This window comes from Tenacibaculum aestuarii (assembly GCF_964510395.1).
Lineage (GTDB): Bacteria > Bacteroidota > Bacteroidia > Flavobacteriales > Flavobacteriaceae > Polaribacter > Polaribacter aestuarii.
In genome coordinates, this window is the sequence record NZ_CAZEFY010000003.1 from 1,140,329 (window position 1) to 1,161,992 (window position 21,664).

Here is a 21,664-nt window from a genome sequence, read left to right on the forward strand (position 1 = left end):
TTATTTTTACAATTCACTCACAAATTCAAATGAAAAAAACTCTTTATATACTATCTTTATTTATTGGATTAACTACCATTATTGGTTGTGGTGCTTACTCTTTTACGGGTGGTAACACAGGAAATGCGAAAACAATCCAAGTTGATTTCTTTCCTAATCAAGCACCTGTTGTTGAGCCTATTTTGAGTCAAAGATTCACACAAGACCTACAAGATTTATTTACTCGCCAAACTAATCTGACCTTAGTAAACTCTAACGGTGACTTACATTTTTCAGGTGAAATTATAGACTATCGTGTAACCCCTATGAGTGCTACAGCACAACAAACTGCGGCACAAAATAGATTAACAATTACTGTAAATGTTAACTACGTAAATAAATTAAACGAGAAAGACAACTTTGAAAAACGTTTTTCTTTTTATTATGACTATGGTGCTTCTCAACAGTTAAACACTATTTTAGAAACTGCTTTAGATGAAATTTTAGAACGTATTACACAAGATATTTTTAATGCTTCCGTAGCTAAATGGTAAACTAATTGAATAAGGATAAATACATACAGTTTTTAGAAAAACCTGAATTAATTTCGACAGAAAGCTCTTCAGAAATCACAGCTCTTATCCAAGAGTATCCTTATTTTCAATCTGCCAGAGCATTACGTTTAAAGGCTTTAAAAAACCAAGAAAGCTATAAATACAATAACGAATTAAAAATCACTGCTGCTTATACAACTGACAGAACCGTTTTGTTTGATTTTATTACTTCGGAAGCTTTTAAAGAAACTCCTAAAAAGGAAGAAAAAGTTAGCTTAAAAGATAAAATTCTTCCAAAGAAAAAGATAACAGAAGTTGAAACTATTGAAGAAGATTTAGCCATCGGAAAACCGCTTTCTTTTACACAAAGCGAAACTTTTTCTTTCAATCAGTGGTTACAATTATCTTCTAAAAAAACTATTGTAAGAGATGTAACTCCTCAAAAAGAAGAAAAAAAGCAAGAGGAAGAAACAACTCCTACAAAGTCTGAACACGAAGCTATTATTGATCGTTTTATAGAAACAGCTCCTAAAATATCACGGCCAAATAAAACATCTACGACTGATGTTAAAATAGCCGACAACCAACAAAGCAACCAATTAGCTACTGAAACTTTAGCCAAGGTTTATCTTGAACAAAAGAAATACGACAGTGCAATTCAAGCATATAAAATTTTAAGTTTGAAATATCCAGAAAAAAGTGGTTTCTTTGCAGACCAAATTAAAAGAATACAAATTTTACAAAACAATAAATAGATGACAACGTATACTTTACTTTTAGTTTTAATATTGATTGTTGCAATAGCATTAATCTTAATTGTAATGGTTCAAAATCCTAAAGGTGGAGGATTATCTTCATCATTTGGAGGCGGTGGTGCTCAAAATATTGGAGGTGTACAAAATACAAACAGCTTTTTAGACAGAACTACTTGGACATTAGCTATTACTATGTTTGCTTTAATTTTATTAGCAAACTTTGCTATTCCAAGAGGTAATGCAGCTGATACTCCTCAGTTAGATGACACTTTAAACAATATTGAAACTACAACTACTCCTGCTACACCAGCAGCAACAGACACTGTTAAAGACAGCGCTCAGTAGTTTGTAATAAAAACATAAAAAATGCCAACGTAAATGACACGTTGGCATTTTTTTTATATGTAAACCTAAGCTCTTAGAAAAATTGTCAGCAAAAAATCAATGGCATAATTTCTGACAAAAACTAAGCAGTAAATTTTAATTTAATCAATCAAAATATATAAAATGGGATTAAACATTAAACCTTTAGCAGACAGAGTTCTTGTTGAACCAGCTGCAGCAGAAACTACTACAGCATCAGGAATCATTATTCCTGACAACGCAAAGGAAAAACCACAAAAAGGAACTATCGTAGCCGTAGGAAACGGTACAAAAGATGAACCTTTAACTGTAAAAGTTGGTGATACTGTTTTATACGGAAAGTACGCTGGTACTGAACTTAAATTGGAAGGAAAAGATTATTTAATTATGAGAGAAAGCGACATCTTCGCTATCATCTAAAAATTTCTTTGCTTTTAGCTTTTTTGCTATTAGCCCACTAAACAAAAACTAAAAAACCAAGCCTACAGCTATAAGCTAACGGCTAAAAAACTAAAACAAACATGGCAAAAGATATAAAATTTGATGTAGACGCTCGCGACGGATTAAAACGTGGAGTAGATGCATTAGCAAATGCAGTAAAAGTAACTTTAGGACCTAAAGGACGTAACGTAATTATTTCTAAAGCATTCGGAGCTCCTCACGTAACCAAAGACGGAGTTTCTGTAGCTAAAGAAGTAGAGTTAGAAGACGAGTTAGAAAACATGGGAGCTCAAATGGTAAAAGAAGTAGCTTCTAAGACTAACGACTTAGCAGGTGACGGTACTACTACTGCAACTGTATTAGCACAAGCTATCGTAAAAGAAGGATTAAAAAACGTAGCTGCGGGAGCAAATCCAATGGATTTAAAACGCGGTATTGATAAAGCAGTAACTGCTATTACTGAAGATTTAGCTAAGCAATCTAAAGAAGTTGGTGATTCTTCAGAAAAAATTCAACAAGTAGCTTCAATTTCTTCTAACAACGATGCTGTTATCGGTAATTTAATTGCTGAAGCTTTTGGTAAAGTTGGAAAAGAAGGTGTAATTACTGTTGAAGAAGCTAAAGGAACAGATACGTATGTTGATGTTGTTGAAGGAATGCAATTCGATCGTGGATACTTATCTCCATATTTCGTAACAGATGCTGATAAAATGATTGCTGATTTAGAAAATCCATACATTTTATTATTCGATAAAAAGATTTCTAATTTACAGGAGATCTTACCTATTTTAGAACCAGTAGCACAATCAGGAAGACCTTTATTAATTGTTGCTGAAGATGTTGACGGACAAGCATTGGCTACTTTAGTAGTAAACAAATTACGTGGTGGATTAAAAATTGCTGCTGTTAAAGCTCCTGGATTTGGAGATCGTAGAAAAGCAATGTTAGAAGACATCGCTATTTTAACAGGTGGTACTGTAATTTCTGAAGAAAGAGGTTTCTCTTTAGAAAATGCAACTTTAGAATTATTAGGAACTGCTGAAACAGTAACTATTGATAAGGATAACACTACAATCGTTAATGGTTCTGGTGACGAAGCACAAATCAAAGCTCGTGTAAACCAAATCAAAGCACAAATTGAAACGACTACTTCTGACTACGATCGTGAGAAATTACAAGAGCGTTTAGCTAAATTAGCTGGTGGAGTTGCTGTATTATACGTAGGTGCAGCTTCTGAAGTAGAAATGAAAGAAAAGAAAGACCGTGTTGATGATGCATTACACGCTACTCGCGCTGCTGTAGAAGAAGGTATTGTAGCTGGTGGAGGTGTTGCTTTAGTACGTGCTAAAAAAGTGTTAGAAACTATCACTACTGATAATTTAGATGAAACTACTGGAATTCAAATCGTAAACAGAGCAATCGAAGCTCCATTACGTACGATTGTTGAAAATGCTGGTGGAGAAGGTTCAGTAGTAATCAATAAAGTATTAGAAGGAAATCAAAACTTTGGATATGATGCTAAATCTGAAACATATGTAGATATGTTAGAGGCTGGTATTATTGATCCTAAAAAAGTAACTCGTGTAGCGTTAGAAAATGCTGCTTCTGTTGCAGGTATGATCTTAACTACAGAATGTGCTTTAGTTGATATTAAAGAAGATAATCCAGGTGGAATGCCTCCAATGGGTGGTGGAATGCCAGGAATGATGTAAGTCGAGAAGCTCGACACCTAAATATTTAAAAACCTCGAGAAATTTCTCGAGGTTTTTGTTTAAATAAACAACAATCAATTCTCGTAAAAAACTTGACTATCCAATTACAAGTTTTTTGTATAATTGACAAAAAATAACATAGGCTATGGAAAATAATAGAATTACAGAAGAAATTCGTAATTACAAGCTGTATAAAATCCAAATTACAGACCAAAAAATACGTGAATTTGAAAATACTTTTAAAAAAATAGAAGAAAAATCTATTTTTAAAAGTATCAAAGATTTTTCTTTAAACTCTTTTAAAATTATTTTGCTTTTACTGTCAATTTTAACAGTTAGCTTCTCTATAATTTTCTTCTTCCCTGAACTTATAATTTCTATTATAGAGAAATCAACTAAATCTTCACTATCTCAAGATAATAAAACAGTTCTTTTATTAAATCATAATATATTTTCTTATATTTTCTTTTCTACCAGTATGATTTTATTCATTTTAACCTATACTGTAAATAAAAACATAAAAAATCGCAACTATACATTTAAGTTACATCAATTAACTAATGATATAATAAATCATTTAAAAGACATATCTAAAGATGAGAAGACAAAATATGAAGCGTATGTAGAAAATACCAAATAAGAAACTAAAATTTAATTTATTCAAACAGGGTTATATCTTTCTCTCCACAACATAATCAATCATTTGAAGTAGTGATTTTTTGTAGTCAGAGTCTGGGTAATTATCTAAAATTGCGAGGGCTTTGTTTTTGTAATCCAACATTTTAGCTGTAGTGTATTCTAACCCTCCGTTTTGTTTTACAAAAGCAATCACCTCTTTTACTCGCTTTTTATTCGTGTTGTGCTTTTTAACGGAGTTAATCAACCAAGATTTTTCTTTTTTAGAGCAATTATTCAGTGTATAAATTAACGGAAGTGTCATTTTTTGCTCCTTAATGTCTATACCGGTAGGTTTCCCTATTTTATCCTCTGTGTAATCGAATAAATCATCTTTAATTTGAAATGCAATACCAATGTATTCTCCAAACTTACGCATTTGTTGGACTGTTTCATTGTTCGCTCCTACTGATGCTGCACCAATTCCACAACAAGCTGCTATTAAAGTTGCCGTTTTTTGACGAATGATTTCAAAATATACTTCTTCGGTAATATCTAATTTACGCGCTTTTTCAATCTGTAATAGCTCTCCTTCACTCATTTCGCGTACCGCAATCGAAATCAATTTCAGCAAGTCAAAATCTTCATTATCTATAGAAAGCAATAATCCTTTAGAAAGTAAATAATCACCTACTAAAACAGCTATTTTATTTTTCCATAAGGCATTCATTGAAAAGAATCCTCTACGACGATTACTATCATCAACCACATCATCGTGTACTAATGTTGCAGTATGGATTAACTCTACTACTGATGCCCCACGATAAGTACGTTCATCAAATCCTCCGTTAGAAACCATTTTTGCAACCAAAAACACAAACATTGGTCGCATTTGTTTTCCTTTTCTACGAACGATATAATACGTAATTCTGTTTAATAATGGAATTTTGGATAGCATCGAATCTTTGAACTTAGCTTCAAAGAGTTCCATTTCTTTGGCTATCGGAAGTTTTATTTGCTCTACTGGCTTCATGGCTAGCAAATGTAAGAAATAAATACCTAACTTTTATTCGCTAATTGCCCGCAAGCAGCATCAATATCTTTACCTCTAGAACGACGTACATTCACCACAATATCATTCATTTCTAAATTAGAAATGTAGTTATTGATAGCTCTTTCAGAAGCTTGTTGAAACTCGCCATCATCAATCGGGTTGTATTCAATTAAATTAACTTTACAAGGAATGTATTTACAGAATTCCACCAATGCATTGATGTCCTCTTTACGATCGTTAATTCCGTTCCAGACTACATACTCGTAAGTTACTTTTCGTTTGGTTTTTTCATACCAATATTCCAATGCTTCTCGTAAATCTTTCAGTGGGAATGTAGCATTGAATGGCATTATTGAAGTTCTAACCTCTTCTATGGCTGAATGCAATGAAACGGCTAAGTTAAAACGCACCTCTTCATCTGCCATTTTCTTTATTATTTTAGGAACTCCTGAAGTAGACACAGTAATTCTACGAGCAGCCATTCCTAAACCTTCTGGTGAGGTAATTTTATCAATTGCCTTGATAACATTGTTGTAATTCATTAAAGGCTCTCCCATTCCCATAAACACAATATTTGATAATTTATGACTATGGTACAACCTACTTTGCTTGTCAATAGCAACTACTTGATCGTAAATTTCATCAGCATTCAAATTACGCATACGTTTTAAACGCGCTGTTGCACAAAACTTACAATCTAAACTACAACCTACTTGACTCGACACACACGCTGTTGTTCTTGTTTCCGTAGGAATCAAAACCGACTCAACAATCAACCCATCATGTAATTTGATAGCATTTTTTATCGTACCATCATTACTACGTTGCATTGCATCAACTTCGATATGATTTATCACAAAATTATCATCTAACATTTGACGTGTTGCTTTTGATAAACTTGTCATATCATCGAACGAATGAGCCGCTTTATGCCATAACCATTCATATACCTGATTTCCTCGAAAGGCTTTATCACCATTCTCTACAAAAAAATCACGTAGTTGTTCTTTCGTTAATGCTCGTATGTCTTTTTTCTTCGTTGTCATCAGGTACAAAAATACACAAAACCTCACAAGTAACTTGTGAGGTTTTGCTAATGATTATAAAAGTTGTTTTATAAAATTAACATCGCATCTCCGTACGAGTAAAATTTATATTTTTCTTTGATTGCTTCGTGATAAGCTTCCATCATAAAATCGTGACCTGCAAATGCTGAAACCATCATTAACAAGGTTGATTTTGGCGTGTGGAAATTCGTTACCATACAGTTAGCAATGCTAAAATCGTATGGAGGAAAAATAAATTTGTTTGTCCATCCTTCATAAGCATTTAATTGCTTGCTAGAAGATACAGAAGACTCAACAGTTCTCATTACCGTAGTACCTACAGCACAAACTCTTCTCTTTTCTTCTATTGCTTTGTTTACGATATCTGCACTTGTTTGAGGGATAATGATTTGCTCAGAATCCATTTTGTGCTTAGATAAATCTTCTACTTCCACAGGATTGAAAGTTCCTAATCCTACGTGTAAAGTAGTTTCAGCAAAGTCTACTCCTTTAATCTCTAAACGTTTCATTAAGTGTTTAGAAAAGTGTAACCCAGCTGTTGGAGCCGCTACCGCACCTTCGTGCTTAGCAAATATTGTTTGGTAACGCTCTTCATCTTGTGGCTCTACCTCACGTTTGATATATTTTGGTAACGGAGTTTCTCCTAAATCGATTAATTTTTGTCTAAATTCTTCGTAAGAACCGTCAAATAAGAAACGTAACGTTCTACCACGAGAAGTTGTATTATCTATTACTTCTGCTACTAAACTATCATCATCTCCAAAGAATAATTTGTTTCCTATTCTTATTTTTCTTGCCGGATCTACTAATACATCCCACAAACGATTTTCAGCATTTAATTCACGTAATAAGAATACTTCAATACGAGCTCCTGTTTTTTCTTTATTTCCGTACATACGAGCAGGAAATACTTTCGTATTGTTTAACATCATTACATCTCCTTCATCAAAATAATCGATTAAGTCTCTAAACAACTTATGCTCAATTTTTTGAGTATCACGATGTAATACCATTAAACGTGCTTCATCTCTATGCTCTGATGGGTATTCTGCCAATAATTCCTTTGGCAAGTCAAAATCAAAATTTGATAATTTCATTTGTAAAATTTTCTTAACGGAGGCAAATATACAATTTCAACATAGGGGTTGTCAAGTGATTGCCTGTTTATTTTATCTCTTCACTTTTTATTCCAACAATAGCCATATCTTTCCAAAAGCTTCGATATGATTTTGTTACCACCTCAGCTTCTAAAATTTCTATCGGAACTTTTAAAGCTAACGGAGCAAATGCCATTGCCATCCGATGGTCGTTATAGGTTGCTATTTGAATATTCTCTTTAATTTCTTCGGAAGCTTTTAAATGTAAACTCTCATTAGTTACAGAAATAATCGCCCCTAATTTTGTTAACTCTTCACGTAAGGCTTCTAAGCGATCTGTTTCTTTGATTTTTAACGTATGTAATCCTGATAAATCACAAGAAATTCCTAATCCGAAGCAAGTAACTGCAATGGTTTGAGCAATATCTGGAGCACTTTTTAAATCTTGTATTAATACAGTTGAATCATGCTTATTTTCTTTAGTTAACCTGATAGAGTTTTCTTCGAAAAAGGTACTTACTCCAAAATGTTGATAAATCTTTGCCAAACAACTATCACCTTGCAAACTATCTTTTTTATACGCTGATAACTTTACAGAAGAACCTACTTCACTTAATGCAATAATCGAATAAAAATAAGACGCTGAACTCCAATCAGACTCTACAACAATTGTTTGTTCTTTTACGATTGACTTTGACTTAACTTTAATGAACTGTCCTTCAAACTCAGCTTCAATTTCTAATTGATGTAACAACTGCAACGTCATATTGATGTAAGGAACTGAAGTGATTTTTCCTACCAACTCAATCTCTAATCCGTTTTGTAAACTTGGAGCAATTAACATCAGCGCAGAAATATATTGACTACTCACATTTCCGTTAATTGAAACTTTACTTTGAGTTAGCTTCTTACCTGTTATTTTAAGTGGTGGATAGCCTTCCTTCTCTACATATTCTATATCTGCTCCTAAATCACGAAGTGCATTAACCAAAATTTCAATTGGTCGATTATGCATGCGCTCTGAACCTTGCAACACTTTCGTTACTCCTTCTTGCGTTGCAAAAAAAGCAGTTAAAAAACGCATAGCGGTTCCTGCATGACCGATATCAGCTACGTCACTACTCGAAGCTAATGCATCCTGTAAATGGTGTGTATCGTCAGAATCTGATAGATTCTCTATCTTTAAACTTGGATACAATTGTTGTAAAGTCAACAATCGATTTGATTCACTTTTTGAGCCTGAAATTGTAATTTCTTTACCTGATGCAAACAGTTCTGTTTTTAACTTTAAATCCATTACAGTTTACTTCATTTTCTTGTTAACTGTGTAAATACTATAAATTGCTGTAATAACAATTTTACTTAACCAAAAACGAATCCATTGTTTATTTGCAAAATGCACGTTATAAACAGTTTCAAAATCACCAGAAAAAATAGCTCCTCCTGTTTTAAATAACAGAGAAAACAATGCTACAACAACTAAAAAAGGGATTCCTACTTTTACTACATTAATCCAAAAGCTTCCTTTTTGTATATTTTTTATAAGACTCATTTATTGTAATTTTTCGTTGTTATGATGACGGTCGTGGTCACGTTTCGTTTTTAAATCTAATTTCTTATCAAACGCTTCTTGTAAGTTAACTCCTGTTTGATTTGCTAAACATAATACCACAAAAACCACATCAGCTAACTCTTCTCCTAAATCTTTATTTTTATCACTTTCTTTTTCGCTTTGTTCACCATAACGACGCGCAATAATTCGTGCAACCTCACCTACTTCTTCAGTTAATTGCGCCATGTTTGTTAGCTCATTAAAGTAGCGAACTCCATGGTTTTTAATCCATTCATCTACTTGTTTTTGTGCGTCCTGTATATTCATATTTTCTGCTTTCTTATTAAATATTCAAAGATAAAAACTTCTATTTCTTAATTGATTCGCCAAGGCGGATTTTTTCTGTGTTCTCCTGCTTTAAACAGAATTAATTTATTACCATCTGGATCTAACAAATGGGCTTCTCTCCATAACCATGTTTGATCTTTAGGTAATTGGATGAATTGAATTCCTTTTTCTTGTAATTTCTCTACTAATTCATCTAAATTATCATCTTCAAAATACAATGTAATACCTTCTCCTTTGAAAAACTTTTCTACTTGATGAATTGAGAAAGTTGCATTACCATCAGGCACTTCAAATCTTACATATCTAGGACTTGCATCTACAATGAGATGCAAGCCTAATTTTTTATAAAATAGTATAGATACACTTACATTTACAGACGGAATTGTTACTTGATTTAAGTCCATGCGATTACTTTTTCTCTTTTTACAATTCGCATTAACATAAATAAAAACAACACCCCTATTCCTGATAATACAATCATAAAATTCCATGTATTGTCAAACCCAATATTATCTATTAATTGCATTCCTGAATTATGTCCAAAAATATGAGACATTGAAAATGCAATACTATAATACGCCATATACTCTCCTTGGTTTCCTTTTTTGGCTCGCTCCATTACAAAAGCATTCGAAAAAGGGAATGCAATCATTTCTCCAATAGTCATTAACAACATTCCTACAATTAAAATTCCACCCCAACCTGTTAAATTGATTACCACAAAACTTAAGCCTGTAAGTAGTAAACCAAAAAACATTAAGAACTCTTTGGTATACTTACTTTTTTCTAACCAAGTAATCAAAGGCATTTCTAATAGAAAAATGAAAAAACCGTTCATTCCCATTAATAGTCCTATTTCTAATTCTGTTAAATGATGTACATCTTTGTAATACAGCGGCATGGTAGAAAAATATTGCAAGAAGATAAATCCGAAAACAAACATTCCTACAAAAAATATCCAAAAAGCTTTATCTGAAAATACAGACTCTGGATTTTCTGCTTTTGTTTCATCTAACACTCTTGCCTTTTTAGGATGCAATACATTTACCAATAATATAGTTGCTAAAACACAAGTAATTCCATCTACCCAAAACAATCCGCTATAACCCATTGAGGTTATTATTAATCCTCCAACAGCGGGACCTGCAGAAAAACCTAAGTTAATTGCCAAACGGATTAAGGTTACCGAACGTGTTTTATTTTCTGGTTTACTATAAGTATTCAAAGCCACAAACATAGCAGGTCTAAAAGTATCAGCAACTAGCATTACCAAAAAAATACCAATACAAAATCCCCAAAAAGTATCTACAAATTGTAAGACTATAAAAAGTAATCCTGTTAAAAACAAACTAGTTTTCATTACTTTATAAAAACCTATTTTATCTGCTAGTTTTCCTCCTAGCCAAGATCCTACAACAGAACCTAACCCGAAGCAAGTCATAATCCAGCCTACATCGTTTAAAGTAAAATGTAAACTTTCCCTCAAATACAATGACATAAACGGAATTACCATTGTACCTGCTCTGTTTATTAAAGTTATTAAAGCGAGCCACCATACTTCACTTGAGAGACCTTTAAAAGTGTCTAAATAATTAAAATAGAGTTTTTTCATGCGGTTTGGTTTTAGAGTTGATTGTTGATATAAAAATAAAAAGTCCGACTATGAAGTCGGACTTTTTATTATCGTTATATTTTATATAAACATAATTATAATACATACATAGCCCGATCTGTCCTGTGTCTCACCACAGTCGATTTACATTGCTTATATGTATTAAAAATTGTCATTTTCTTAATTATTGAGTTGTAAAGCTAGTAAAAAAATAAATACATTTTCAAAAATCGTTAAATAATTTCGTACAACGTAGGTTTACTAGGCGTAGCGTCGTTTTCGAACGGCGCTATCATTAGGTTTAAAAAATAGGTTCCATCCTTAATTTTATTGGACACATAAATAAATTCAGTAATGGTTGCCTGCATTCTAATTACTCCCTTTGTATTCCAAAAAGCATTGTGGGCTAGTAATTTTCCTTCATCCTTCTCTTTATCTACCGAAGGTAAATCAATTAACAAATGTTCTATTCCTTTTTCTTTAAGATACTCAGCTGCCTCTTCTAACAAATAAGGTGGATTGGTATGAGAGTATCGCATCGATTTTTTTTCTGATAAATTCGGAATTGTTCTAATTACTATCGCTTCTCTCTTTTTATTTCCTAAAGCATATTGCAATTGCTTTTTAGAAATTACAAAGTCTTTATTTTCTACTTGTTCTGGAGCAATAGTAATTACTTCTGCTAGAAAGAAAAACTTTTCTAAGTTCTTATTTATCGAATGTACTTCTTCTGTAATATGCCCTACACATTCGGTGTGCGTAATATGAGAGTGCGGATTGAACTGTATGTTGTTAAAATTCACATCTGCTCCTTGCTGAACACTTCCTGTCCAATCACCTTCTGATACTGGAAATATTTTCGGATCATCAAGATACCAAGCATTTACATTTTCTTTGGTTGTATCAATCGCTATTGAAATATCAAGTGGTTTTGATAAATCAATTTTATATTTTTTTGAATTGTATTCAATAGTTGCTATCATACCCAAATATAATTAAATAATAAATAGCTCTGAAGCAAGCCCATCTGCTAAGAACTTTCCATTTTCTGTCGTTTTCAAAACTTCATTTGTAACGATTAATAAACCTTGAGCGATAAACTTCTCAGCGTTTTTGAGAAGTTCCTTTCTGAACTCTTCTCCAAAATCCTGCTCAATTTTTTCTAGAGATACTCCCCAAATGGTTCTTAATCCTGTCATTAAATATTCATTAAACTGATCTTTTACAGAGAGCTTCTCTTGCTCTAAAGGGAGTTTTCCTTCTTGAATTGTTTTAATATATTTTGCATTGTTGGCTATATTCCAACTACGGTGTATTTTATTAAACGAATGTGCTGAAGGACCAATACCTATATATTTTTTACCTAACCAATAACTGGTATTGTGTTTTGAAAAATAGTTCGGTTTTCCAAAGTTGGAAATTTCGTAGTGAACAAATCCATTTTTAGCGGTTTCTGCTACCAGAATATCAAAATGTTCTTTGGCTACAGCTTCCTCTACATCTGGGTATTTTCCTTGCTTGATAAACGAATCTAACGCTGTTTTAGGCTCTACCGTTAACGCATATGATGAAATATGATTGATACCGAAATCAAAAGCTATTTGCAGATTTTCTCTCCAACGTTCATTACTCATATTCGGAACTCCGTAAATCAAATCAATAGTAATATTATCAAAACTGCCAGTGGCAGCTGACAGACATTTTTTTGCTTCTTGTGCATTATGAGCGCGGTTCATTAACTGCAAATCCTCTTCAAAAAAAGATTGAATTCCAATACTTAAACGGTTAACAGGAGTTTTAGATAATTCAATTATTTTTTCTTCTGATAAATCATCTGGATTTGCTTCTAAAGTAATTTCCGGATTTCCTGAAACGGTATAGTTCTGATAAACAGCACCTATCAACAATTGTAATTCTTCAATCGACAATAAACTCGGTGTTCCTCCTCCAAAATAGATGGTTTCTATTTCTTCGTGTTGTAGTTCTTCCTTTCGAAATTCTAGCTCTTTCACCAAACAAGAAACTAACTCCTCTTTCTTTTTTAAAGAAGTAGAAAAGTGAAAATCGCAATAATAACATGCTTGCTTACAAAATGGGATATGTAGATAAATTCCTGCCAAATTATTTCACCTTTCCAGGATTTTGTTTTACAAACGCAGCCCAACCTGTATAGTTCTTGCCTCCTACTTTAGTTCCTGAATTATAAAAATGACATACAGCAGCTGCTAAACCATCAGTTGCGTCCAAATTTTTAGGTAACTCTTTTAAATTTAACAAAGACTTTAGCATTAACGCTACTTGTTCTTTACTAGAGGTACCTTTACCTGTAATTGCCATTTTTATTTTCTTAGGCGCATACTCCGTTACAGGAATTTGACGCGACAATCCTGCTGCCATGGCTACACCTTGTGCACGCCCCAATTTTAACATGGATTGTACATTTTTACCAAAAAAAGGAGCTTCTAAGGCTATTTCATCTGGATTATAGGTATCTATCAACTCAATAGTACGTTCAAATATGATTTTCAATTTCAAATAATGATCATCATATTTTTTTAAAAGTAATTCATTCATTTGAACAAATTCCATCTTTTTCCCTACTACCTTTATAATTCCGAACCCCATAATAGAGGTTCCTGGGTCAATCCCTAATATAATTTTTTCTGTCTTCAAACTCTCGTTTATTTAACTTCTAAAGAAGTAAATTTAAATGTGTTCCCATCAAACAACCCTTTGTCTGATAGCTTTAAAGATGGAATTACTAACAACGCCATAAAAGATAAGGTCATATATGGGGCTCGTAACTTACTACCTAGTTGTTTTGCCATGGCATCCAACTCTGCATAAGCTTTTCCTATTTCAACCGCTGGTTTATCCGACATAATTCCTGCTACAGGAAGCGGAACTACTTTTTCTTCAGAAGTGGTTACAGCGCAAACCCCTCCTCTATTCTCGATTAGTAAGTTTACCGCCTTACAAATTAATTCATCTGAAACTCCAACTGCAATAATATTGTGAGAATCATGACCTACTGAACTCGCTATTGCTCCTTCTTTTAATCCAAAGTTTTTAATAAAAGCTATAGAAGGCTCAGCATTTTGATAACGATTTACTATGGTCATTTTCAATACATCATTCTCTACATCTGAAACTAAATTTCCGTCTTTTATTAACGAATCTGCTTCTATTTCATTCGTCACTAATTCTCCGTCCAAAGCCTCTATCACTCGAATTTTCTCAGACGCTGAGTGAAATTCAAAATCAGCTACATTTTTTGCATTAGTATCAAAATTATTCAACACTTCAAAATCAACATGCTCTATAAATGATTTTCCTTTTTCAGCCACTAACTCACCATTAATGTATGTTTGTAGTACTTCAAACTTTTGTAAGTCTTTCACTACAATAAAATCGGCATCATCTCCTTCCTTTAAAATCCCTACATCTAGATTATAATGCTCTACAGGATTTATACAAGCTGCCTGTAAAACTTTAAACACATCCATTCCTTTAGCTACAGCACGCTCACATAACTGATTAATATGCCCTAATAACAAATCATCGGGATGTTTATCATCGGAACAGAACATCATATTCTCATAATACTCAGGTAGTAGATCAATTAATGCTTCAAAATTTTTTGCAGCGCTTCCTTCACGGATAATGACTTTCATCCCTTTTTCTAATTTCTCCAACCCTTCTTCATAGGTAAAACATTCGTGATCAGTAAAGATTCCTGCCGCTATATATTTATCTAAATCTTCACCTCTTAATCCTGGCGCATGTCCATCTACTGGTTTGTTGTAGTGTTTTGCCCAAGCGATTTTTTTCAACACTTCCTCATCTTGATAAATAACACCTGGATAATTCATCATTTCTGCTAAATACTTGATATCAGGATTCTCCATCATCTTTTTGATATCTTCTGAATCAATAACCGCTCCTGCACTTTCAAAAGAAGTTGCTGGCACACAGGATGGTGCTCCAAAATTGAACTTTAACGGAACTTTTTTTCCATTCTCAATCATGAAGTCCACACCTTTTACCCCTAGCACATTAGCTATTTCATGCGGATCAGACACCGTTGCTACAGTACCATGTGTAACGGCTATTTTTGCAAACTCCGACGGTACTAACATAGAACTTTCAATATGAATATGGGCATCAATAAACCCAGGCAAAATATAGTTTTCTACAGTATGCTCTACGGGTCTTACTTCTGTAATCTTACCTCCTTCTACCTCTACTTCACCTTTAAAAATTCTTTTATTTTGTATATCAACTATATTTCCTTGTACTATCATGACCTAACTATTTAACTATGCTAAAATACATAGTATTTACGCATAAAAAAAGCATCCGATTTGGATGCTTTTTAAAGTTTTATTTTTCTGCAGCTGGAGGACCTCCCGCTAAAATTTCATCATTCGCATAGTCTTCAAACTTTTTAAAGTTGTTTCTAAACGAATCTGCTAATTTATGTGCAGTTTTGTAATATTCTTCGTCGTTGTCCCAAGCTTTACGTTGACTTAATAAGTCATCTGGAACACCTGGACATGTTCTTGGTTGTGCTAAACCAAATACAGAGTGGATTCTGAAATCTTCAGGAGTGCTTCCTAACTCTCCATTTAATGCTGCATTAATCATTGCACGCGTGTATTTTAATTTCATACGTTCACCAACTCCATAAGGTCCTGCTGTCCAACCTGTGTTTACTAACCAAACGTTTACACCTGTTTCTTTCATTTTCTCACTTAACATTTCTGCGTAACGAGTTGGGTGTAATGGCATAAATGGCGCACCAAAACATGCCGAGAAACTTGGTTGTGGCTCTGTTACACCTGCTTCTGTACCTGCTACTTTAGCAGTGTATCCAGAAATGAAGTGGTAAGCCGCTTGACCTGGTGTTAATTTTGAGATTGGAGGCAATACACCAAAAGCATCTGCTGTTAAGAAGAAGATGTTCTTAGGGTTTTTACCGATTGATGGAGTTTGAATATTTTCAATATGGTAAATTGGATAACTTACACGTGTATTTTGCGTGATAGTAGTATCTGCAAAATCAACGTTTCCTTTATCATCCATTACTATATTTTCAAGGATTGCTCCTCTTTTGATAGCTCCGTAAATTTCTGGTTCTTTTTCTTGAGATAAGTCGATTACTTTTGCGTAACATCCACCTTCAAAGTTAAAGATTGTGTTTTCAGCAGTCCAACCATGCTCATCATCACCAATTAAACTACGATTAGGATCTGTAGATAAGGTAGTTTTACCTGTTCCTGATAATCCGAAGAAAATAGCAGTATCACCATCTTTACCAACGTTTGCAGAACAGTGCATTGGTAACGTGTTTTTAAATACTGGTAAAATAAAGTTTAACGCAGAAAAAATACCTTTCTTGATCTCTCCTGTATATCCTGTACCACCAATTAATGCGATTTTCTTTCCGAAGTTTAAGATTGCAAAGTTATGTTGGCGAGTTCCATCCACTTCCGGATCTGCCATAAAACCTGGAGCGTTAATTACTGTCCACTCAGGAGAAAAAGTTTTTAACTCCTCAGCCGTTGGACGCAAAAACATGTTGTAAGCAAACATGTTACTCCAAGGATATTCGTTTACTACACGAATATTTAATTTATAATCTTCATCTGCACACGCATAACTGTCACGTACAAATACTTCTTTATTTGATAAATAGTTAGTTACTTTATCGTATAACTTGTCAAATTTTTCTGAATCAAAAGGAATATTGATATTTCCCCACCATACTTCATCTTTCGTAATATCGTCTTTAACGATAAAACGATCCATAGGAGAACGTCCTGTAAACTCACCTGTATTAACAGCTATAGCTCCAAAACTGCTTTCTTTTCCTTGTCCTTTTTCAATAGTGATGTCGTGTAACTCGTCTGAAGTTAATTGATAACGAACCGTAGCGTCTTTTATGCCTAAGTTATCTAACGATATCGTTTTCGTATCAAGATTTGTCATCTTAAAAGATTTTAGTTGTGTTTAATTTTGGACAAAAATAGTTCTTTTTGATTAAACAGCTATATCAATAAAAGATTTTATCAACTTTAATTTTTAACAACTCTTTTAAAAAAGTTATACGCTAGTAATCCCCAACCAATGATTAACAATACTCCTCCCAAAGGTGTTACAAACCAAATTGATTTAGCTGGCACATGTAGTAAGTAAATAAGATAAATAGAACCTGAGAACAATAAAATTCCTGTTATTAAAAAATAACTAATCCTATTTTTTTCTTTATTCGTAAATTCTGTATACATATTTACGAAAAGCAATAGCAATACATGAAAAAACTGATATCGAACTGCTGTTTCAAAACTCTCTAGAGCTTCAGATGTTAATTTTGATTTTAAAGCATGTGCTCCAAAAGCTCCTAAAATCACAGCAATCATTCCCAAGATCGCTCCTGTTGTTAAATTTTTACGCATTTATTCTGTTTTTGTTTAAATTTAAACTTTTTTAGCGATATTGTCGCCTCAAATATTATCCACAACAAAAATAATTATAAATGAGAAATATATTGATTATTGGTGCTGGTAGATCGAGCTCCTCACTTATAAAATATTTATTAGAAAAATCTTCACAAGAAAACCTACATATTACTATTGGCGACGTTTCGTTAGAAAGTGCACAATCAAAAATTAACAACCATAAAAATGCTACGGCAATTCAATTAGACGTTTTCAATGCGGAACAACGTGCTAACGCTATTCAAGAAGCAGATATCGTAATTTCTATGCTTCCTGCTAGTTTTCATATTGAAGTAGCTAAAGATTGTATTACCTACGGAAAGCATATGGTAACAGCTTCTTATATTTCTAATGAAATGAAAGCTTTAGATGAAGAAGCAAAAGCCAAAGGATTGGTATTTATGAACGAGATTGGTCTAGACCCTGGTATCGACCATATGAGTGCTATGCAAATCATTGATCGCATTAAAGATCAAGGTGGAAAAATGTTATTATTTGAATCTTTTTGCGGTGGATTAGTAGCTCCTGAAAGTGATACTAACTTATGGAACTATAAATTTACTTGGAATCCAAGAAATGTGGTTTTAGCAGGTCAAGGTGGAGCTTCTATGTTTATTCAAGAAGGCACATATAAATACATTCCGTATCATAAATTATTTAGAAGAACGGAGTTTATGACCATTAACGGAAGTGGAAAGTTTGAAGCTTATGCTAACAGAGACTCTTTAAAATATAGAAGTATTTATGGGTTAGAAGATATTAAAACTATGTACCGCGGAACCATTCGTAAAGTTGGTTTTTCTCGTGCATGGAATGTTTTTGTTCAATTAGGAATGACTGATGACACTTACACTATTGAAGATTCTGAAAACATGAGCTATCGTGATTTCACTAATCTTTTCTTAGCGTATTCTCCGTCTGATTCAGTAGAATTAAAGTTCCGTTCGTACTTAAAGATTGATCAAGATGATTTAATGTGGGATAAATTCTTAGAATTAGATATTTTCAATCCAAACAAAAAAGTTGGGTTAAAAAATGCAACTCCTGCTCAAATTTTACAAAAAATATTAATGGATTCTTGGACGCTTGAAAAAGATGATAAAGACATGATTGTTATGCATCATATTTTTGGATATCAATACAAGGAGGAAAATCATCAGATAGAAAGTAGTATGGTAATTAAAGGTGACGATCAAACCTATACTGCTATGGCAAAAACTGTTGGTTTACCTGTAGCCATGGCAACCGTACGTATTTTAAATGGTGAAATTACGACTCCAGGAGTTCAATTACCGATTAACAAAGAGGTGTACGAACCTATTTTAAAAGAATTAGAAGATTACGGAATTACATTTGTAGAAAAAGAAGTTCCTTATTTAGGTTACAATCCTGAAAGTGTAAAGGGGTAGTTAAACTTCAAATATTTACTCTTTTTTAATAAATTAGCAATTGAGGATATTTTCTGGTATTACACTAGTTTACATCCTCAATTGTCATTAAAAAGAATTGTAACCAACAACTTATTTGTACGTATTTTACAATCATGAATAAAAAAATTGAAATCAAAGAAGGTTCTATCACCAGAGTAATTTCAAGAACAATAGGTTTAGCTATCATTTCTTATTTAGTTTTCAACTTTTATGACAACCCTAGTATTTACGGTGTTTGTATACTTATAATATCCTTTCAATTACTTGTAAGTGATGAAGCCTATACAATTAAAGCTGACAGCAGAGGCATTGAAATATCTCATTCAAACCTTCTTAAAATTTCAGCATCAAAAGAATATATCAACTACTCTGAAATTAGTGATATTCGATTTACCCCAAGCAAGTTCTCTTTAACTATTTTCCTTCTTAATGCCATTATTCGCTCTGGCACAGAATCACATAAAGATTCCTTACTCACTATCTATAAAAAAAATGGAGATTTAATTGAAATGAAAGGAATAGGAAATAAAGGAGAGGTAGAATATTTGCGAAATTTATTATCAACAAACCTCACTCAACAACAATCATAACAACTTAAATCCTAAAAAAATTATTCTAAAAGTTAGTATTTTTACACTTCAACATCACACTAACAAATGTCTGAAAGTGTTTTAAAAAATCATATCAATAGCTACCTTCCTCTTAGTGAAGAAGAATTATCTGAAATCATCTCTTATTTTGAATATCATACCTATAAGAAAAAAGAAATTTTAATACTTACAGGTAAACGATGCAATAAGCTGTTTTTTGTCAGTAAAGGTTGCTTGCACTTATATTTTATTGATGATTTAGGCTATAAAAAAACAACACAGTTTGCTATGGAAAACTGGTGGTTAACTGATTTCTTAGCTTTTCAAAACCAAAAAGAATCTAATTTTTCTATAGAAAGTATTGAAAATTCTGAAGTTTTATCAATTTCCTTTTCAAAATACAACGAACTATTAAATACATTTCCTTCACTAGAAAAATATTTCAGAAACATTTACGAAACTGCTTACGGAGCTGCTTTAATGCGCTTAAAATATATAAACAGTTATTCTAAAGAAGAAATGTACTTTAGATTTCAAGAAGAATTTCCTGAATTTGTACAACGAGTCCCACAATATTTATTAGCGAGCTTTTTAGGTTTAACCCCTGAATACTTGAGTGAAATTAAAAAAAATCGCTTTTCTTAAACCAGTTTAATTTTTACTAAAACACACTTAACTATCTTTGTAACAATATTAATCTAAGGGCGTAATACTATTATGAAAAACACAAAAAAACTTGTCGTTATTGGCGGCGGTTTTGCTGGTTTAGAGCTTGTAAAAAGATTAGGAAACTCAGAAAATTATCAAACTATTCTAGTTGATAGTAATAACTACAATTTCTTCCCTCCCTTAATCTATCAGGTATCTACTGGATTTATGGAGCCATCAGCAATTAGCTATCCATTCAGAAAGATACTAAGAAAACTTAAAAATGTTCGTTTTCGACTTGGCTCTCTTGAAAAAGTTGTTCCAGAGGAAAACAAAATAATTTTAAATAACGGAGAACTAGAGTATGATATCTTAGTAATGGCAACGGGTACAGAAAGTAACTTTTTTGGAAACAAAAATATTGAAAAGTACAGTTTACCTATGAAAACGATTAGCGACGCTCTGTCTCTTAGAAATGTTATTTTAACTCGATTTGACCGTGCTACGAGAATTCAAGATCCAGAAGAAAGAAAAAAGTGCTTAACTTTTGTTATTGCAGGTGCTGGACCTACTGGAGTTGAACTTTCAGGAATTTTATCAGAAATTAAAACTTCAATCATCATAAAAGATTACCCTGAATTAGACGAAAATGATTTTGGTGATATACATCTTATCGATGGTCAAAGCTCTGTTTTAGCTCCTATGTCTAAAAAAGCACAAGAATACACTTCTGAAAAGCTAAGTGAACTAGGAGTAACTCTGACTATGAATACAATGGTTAACGACTTTGATGGTGAAACCGTGTATTTATCAAACGGTGAAAAAATAGAAACCAAAAACCTTATTTGGGCAGCTGGGGTATCAGCTAAAACATTCGACGGTTTTTCAAAAGAAAGTTTTGGCCCTGGTAGAAGGCTAAAAACAAATCAGTTTAACTTAGTAGATTCATACGATAATATTTATGCGTTAGGAGACTGCGCCTTGATTTCTGGCGATAAAAACTATCCTAACGGGCACCCGCAATTAGCGCAACCAGCTTTACAACAAGCTAAAAACCTAGCAAACAACCTTAAAAGAAAAGATAGTAATTGGAAACCTTTTCAATACAACGACAGGGGTTCGTTAGCAATTATTGGACGAAACAAAGCGGTACTTGATTTTCCTAGTCAAAAACAATCTTTAAAAGGTTTTGTAGCTTGGTTAATTTGGATTTTTGTACATATTATGGGGCTTGTAAACTTTAAAAACAAAGCAAGAACACTTTACAACTGGCTTGGTTATTACATTTACAAAGACCAGTATTTTAGAATGATTATTAAGCCTACTCCAAGAGATAATAATTAAAAA

At 32.9% G+C, this 21,664-nt stretch carries 24 protein-coding genes; 10 read left to right on the forward strand and 14 right to left on the reverse strand.

What is annotated here, in order from left to right; all coding sequences use genetic code 11:
- Positions 1 to 29: 29 nt before the first annotated feature.
- From ACKTSU_RS11480 to ACKTSU_RS11505, 6 genes are all read left to right on the forward strand, one after another.
- Entirely contained in the window at positions 30 to 533 is a 504-nt protein-coding gene (locus ACKTSU_RS11480) for an LptE family protein (RefSeq protein ID WP_408036526.1), read from the forward strand.
- A 5-nt stretch (positions 534 to 538) separates the two neighbouring features.
- Complete coding sequence (locus ACKTSU_RS11485) at positions 539 to 1,288, forward strand: hypothetical protein (RefSeq protein WP_408036527.1); 750 nt, start codon at positions 539 to 541, stop codon at positions 1,286 to 1,288.
- Positions 1,289 to 1,633, forward strand: a complete 345-nt coding sequence (gene secG / locus ACKTSU_RS11490) for a preprotein translocase subunit SecG (RefSeq protein WP_274634065.1) — start codon at positions 1,289 to 1,291, stop codon at positions 1,631 to 1,633.
- 162 nt (positions 1,634 to 1,795) lie between these two features.
- Positions 1,796 to 2,071 (forward strand): co-chaperone GroES, encoded by a 276-nt coding sequence (locus tag ACKTSU_RS11495; RefSeq protein ID WP_028892451.1) that lies wholly within the window; start codon positions 1,796 to 1,798, stop codon positions 2,069 to 2,071.
- A gap of 101 nt (positions 2,072 to 2,172) precedes the next feature.
- Positions 2,173 to 3,804 (forward strand): chaperonin GroEL, encoded by a 1,632-nt coding sequence (gene groL, locus ACKTSU_RS11500; RefSeq protein ID WP_408036528.1) that lies wholly within the window; start codon positions 2,173 to 2,175, stop codon positions 3,802 to 3,804.
- A 145-nt stretch (positions 3,805 to 3,949) separates the two neighbouring features.
- Complete coding sequence (locus ACKTSU_RS11505) at positions 3,950 to 4,444, forward strand: hypothetical protein (RefSeq protein WP_408036529.1); 495 nt, start codon at positions 3,950 to 3,952, stop codon at positions 4,442 to 4,444.
- 30 nt (positions 4,445 to 4,474) lie between these two features.
- Here the strand turns inward: ACKTSU_RS11505 and ACKTSU_RS11510 are convergent, their stop codons facing one another.
- From ACKTSU_RS11510 to ACKTSU_RS11575, 14 genes are all read right to left on the reverse strand, one after another.
- Positions 4,475 to 5,452 (reverse strand): polyprenyl synthetase family protein, encoded by a 978-nt coding sequence (locus ACKTSU_RS11510; protein WP_408036530.1) that lies wholly within the window; start codon positions 5,450 to 5,452, stop codon positions 4,475 to 4,477.
- A gap of 26 nt (positions 5,453 to 5,478) precedes the next feature.
- Entirely contained in the window at positions 5,479 to 6,519 is a 1,041-nt protein-coding gene (gene rlmN / locus ACKTSU_RS11515) for a 23S rRNA (adenine(2503)-C(2))-methyltransferase RlmN (RefSeq protein ID WP_408036531.1), read from the reverse strand.
- Positions 6,520 to 6,587: 68 nt separating this feature from the next.
- Positions 6,588 to 7,637, reverse strand: a complete 1,050-nt coding sequence (gene queA / locus ACKTSU_RS11520; RefSeq protein ID WP_408036532.1) for a tRNA preQ1(34) S-adenosylmethionine ribosyltransferase-isomerase QueA — start codon at positions 7,635 to 7,637, stop codon at positions 6,588 to 6,590.
- 67 nt (positions 7,638 to 7,704) lie between these two features.
- Positions 7,705 to 8,934: a 3-phosphoshikimate 1-carboxyvinyltransferase gene (locus ACKTSU_RS11525; protein ID WP_408036533.1), complete on the reverse strand. Its 1,230-nt coding sequence runs from the start codon at positions 8,932 to 8,934 to the stop codon at positions 7,705 to 7,707.
- 6 nt (positions 8,935 to 8,940) lie between these two features.
- Positions 8,941 to 9,189, reverse strand: coding sequence for a hypothetical protein (locus ACKTSU_RS11530; protein WP_408036534.1), 249 nt, complete (start codon positions 9,187 to 9,189; stop codon positions 8,941 to 8,943).
- On the reverse strand, positions 9,190 to 9,516 hold the full coding sequence (locus tag ACKTSU_RS11535; RefSeq protein WP_274634057.1) for a nucleotide pyrophosphohydrolase: 327 nt from the start codon (positions 9,514 to 9,516) through the stop codon (positions 9,190 to 9,192). It lies immediately after the preceding gene.
- A gap of 47 nt (positions 9,517 to 9,563) precedes the next feature.
- Positions 9,564 to 9,941, reverse strand: coding sequence for a VOC family protein (locus tag ACKTSU_RS11540; protein WP_408036535.1), 378 nt, complete (start codon positions 9,939 to 9,941; stop codon positions 9,564 to 9,566).
- A complete protein-coding gene (locus ACKTSU_RS11545; protein WP_408036536.1) occupies positions 9,932 to 11,149 on the reverse strand; it encodes an MDR family MFS transporter in 1,218 nt (405 codons plus the stop codon). The genes ACKTSU_RS11540 and ACKTSU_RS11545 overlap by 10 nt, the downstream gene beginning before the upstream one ends.
- Positions 11,150 to 11,382: 233 nt before the next feature.
- Complete coding sequence (locus ACKTSU_RS11550; protein ID WP_408036538.1) at positions 11,383 to 12,132, reverse strand: cyclase family protein; 750 nt, start codon at positions 12,130 to 12,132, stop codon at positions 11,383 to 11,385.
- A 12-nt stretch (positions 12,133 to 12,144) separates the two neighbouring features.
- Positions 12,145 to 13,269, reverse strand: a complete 1,125-nt coding sequence (gene hemW, locus ACKTSU_RS11555) for a radical SAM family heme chaperone HemW (RefSeq protein ID WP_408036539.1) — start codon at positions 13,267 to 13,269, stop codon at positions 12,145 to 12,147.
- A gap of 1 nt (position 13,270) precedes the next feature.
- Positions 13,271 to 13,822, reverse strand: a complete 552-nt coding sequence (gene ruvC, locus ACKTSU_RS11560; protein WP_028892438.1) for a crossover junction endodeoxyribonuclease RuvC — start codon at positions 13,820 to 13,822, stop codon at positions 13,271 to 13,273.
- 8 nt (positions 13,823 to 13,830) lie between these two features.
- Entirely contained in the window at positions 13,831 to 15,453 is a 1,623-nt protein-coding gene (ade, locus tag ACKTSU_RS11565) for an adenine deaminase (protein ID WP_408036540.1), read from the reverse strand.
- Between the two features lie 79 nt (positions 15,454 to 15,532).
- Entirely contained in the window at positions 15,533 to 17,140 is a 1,608-nt protein-coding gene (pckA, locus tag ACKTSU_RS11570) for a phosphoenolpyruvate carboxykinase (ATP) (protein ID WP_408036541.1), read from the reverse strand.
- An 86-nt stretch (positions 17,141 to 17,226) separates the two neighbouring features.
- On the reverse strand, positions 17,227 to 17,607 hold the full coding sequence (locus ACKTSU_RS11575; protein ID WP_408036542.1) for a DUF423 domain-containing protein: 381 nt from the start codon (positions 17,605 to 17,607) through the stop codon (positions 17,227 to 17,229).
- A gap of 80 nt (positions 17,608 to 17,687) precedes the next feature.
- On the opposite strand from ACKTSU_RS11575, the gene ACKTSU_RS11580 reads away from it, so the two are divergent.
- From ACKTSU_RS11580 to ACKTSU_RS11595, 4 genes are all read left to right on the forward strand, one after another.
- Positions 17,688 to 19,058, forward strand: coding sequence for a saccharopine dehydrogenase family protein (locus tag ACKTSU_RS11580; protein ID WP_408036543.1), 1,371 nt, complete (start codon positions 17,688 to 17,690; stop codon positions 19,056 to 19,058).
- Positions 19,059 to 19,192: 134 nt separating this feature from the next.
- Positions 19,193 to 19,669: a hypothetical protein gene (locus tag ACKTSU_RS11585; RefSeq protein ID WP_408036544.1), complete on the forward strand. Its 477-nt coding sequence runs from the start codon at positions 19,193 to 19,195 to the stop codon at positions 19,667 to 19,669.
- 66 nt (positions 19,670 to 19,735) lie between these two features.
- Positions 19,736 to 20,314 (forward strand): Crp/Fnr family transcriptional regulator, encoded by a 579-nt coding sequence (locus ACKTSU_RS11590; RefSeq protein WP_408036545.1) that lies wholly within the window; start codon positions 19,736 to 19,738, stop codon positions 20,312 to 20,314.
- 72 nt (positions 20,315 to 20,386) lie between these two features.
- Positions 20,387 to 21,661, forward strand: a complete 1,275-nt coding sequence (locus tag ACKTSU_RS11595) for an NAD(P)/FAD-dependent oxidoreductase (RefSeq protein ID WP_408036546.1) — start codon at positions 20,387 to 20,389, stop codon at positions 21,659 to 21,661.
- Positions 21,662 to 21,664 lie beyond the last annotated feature (3 nt).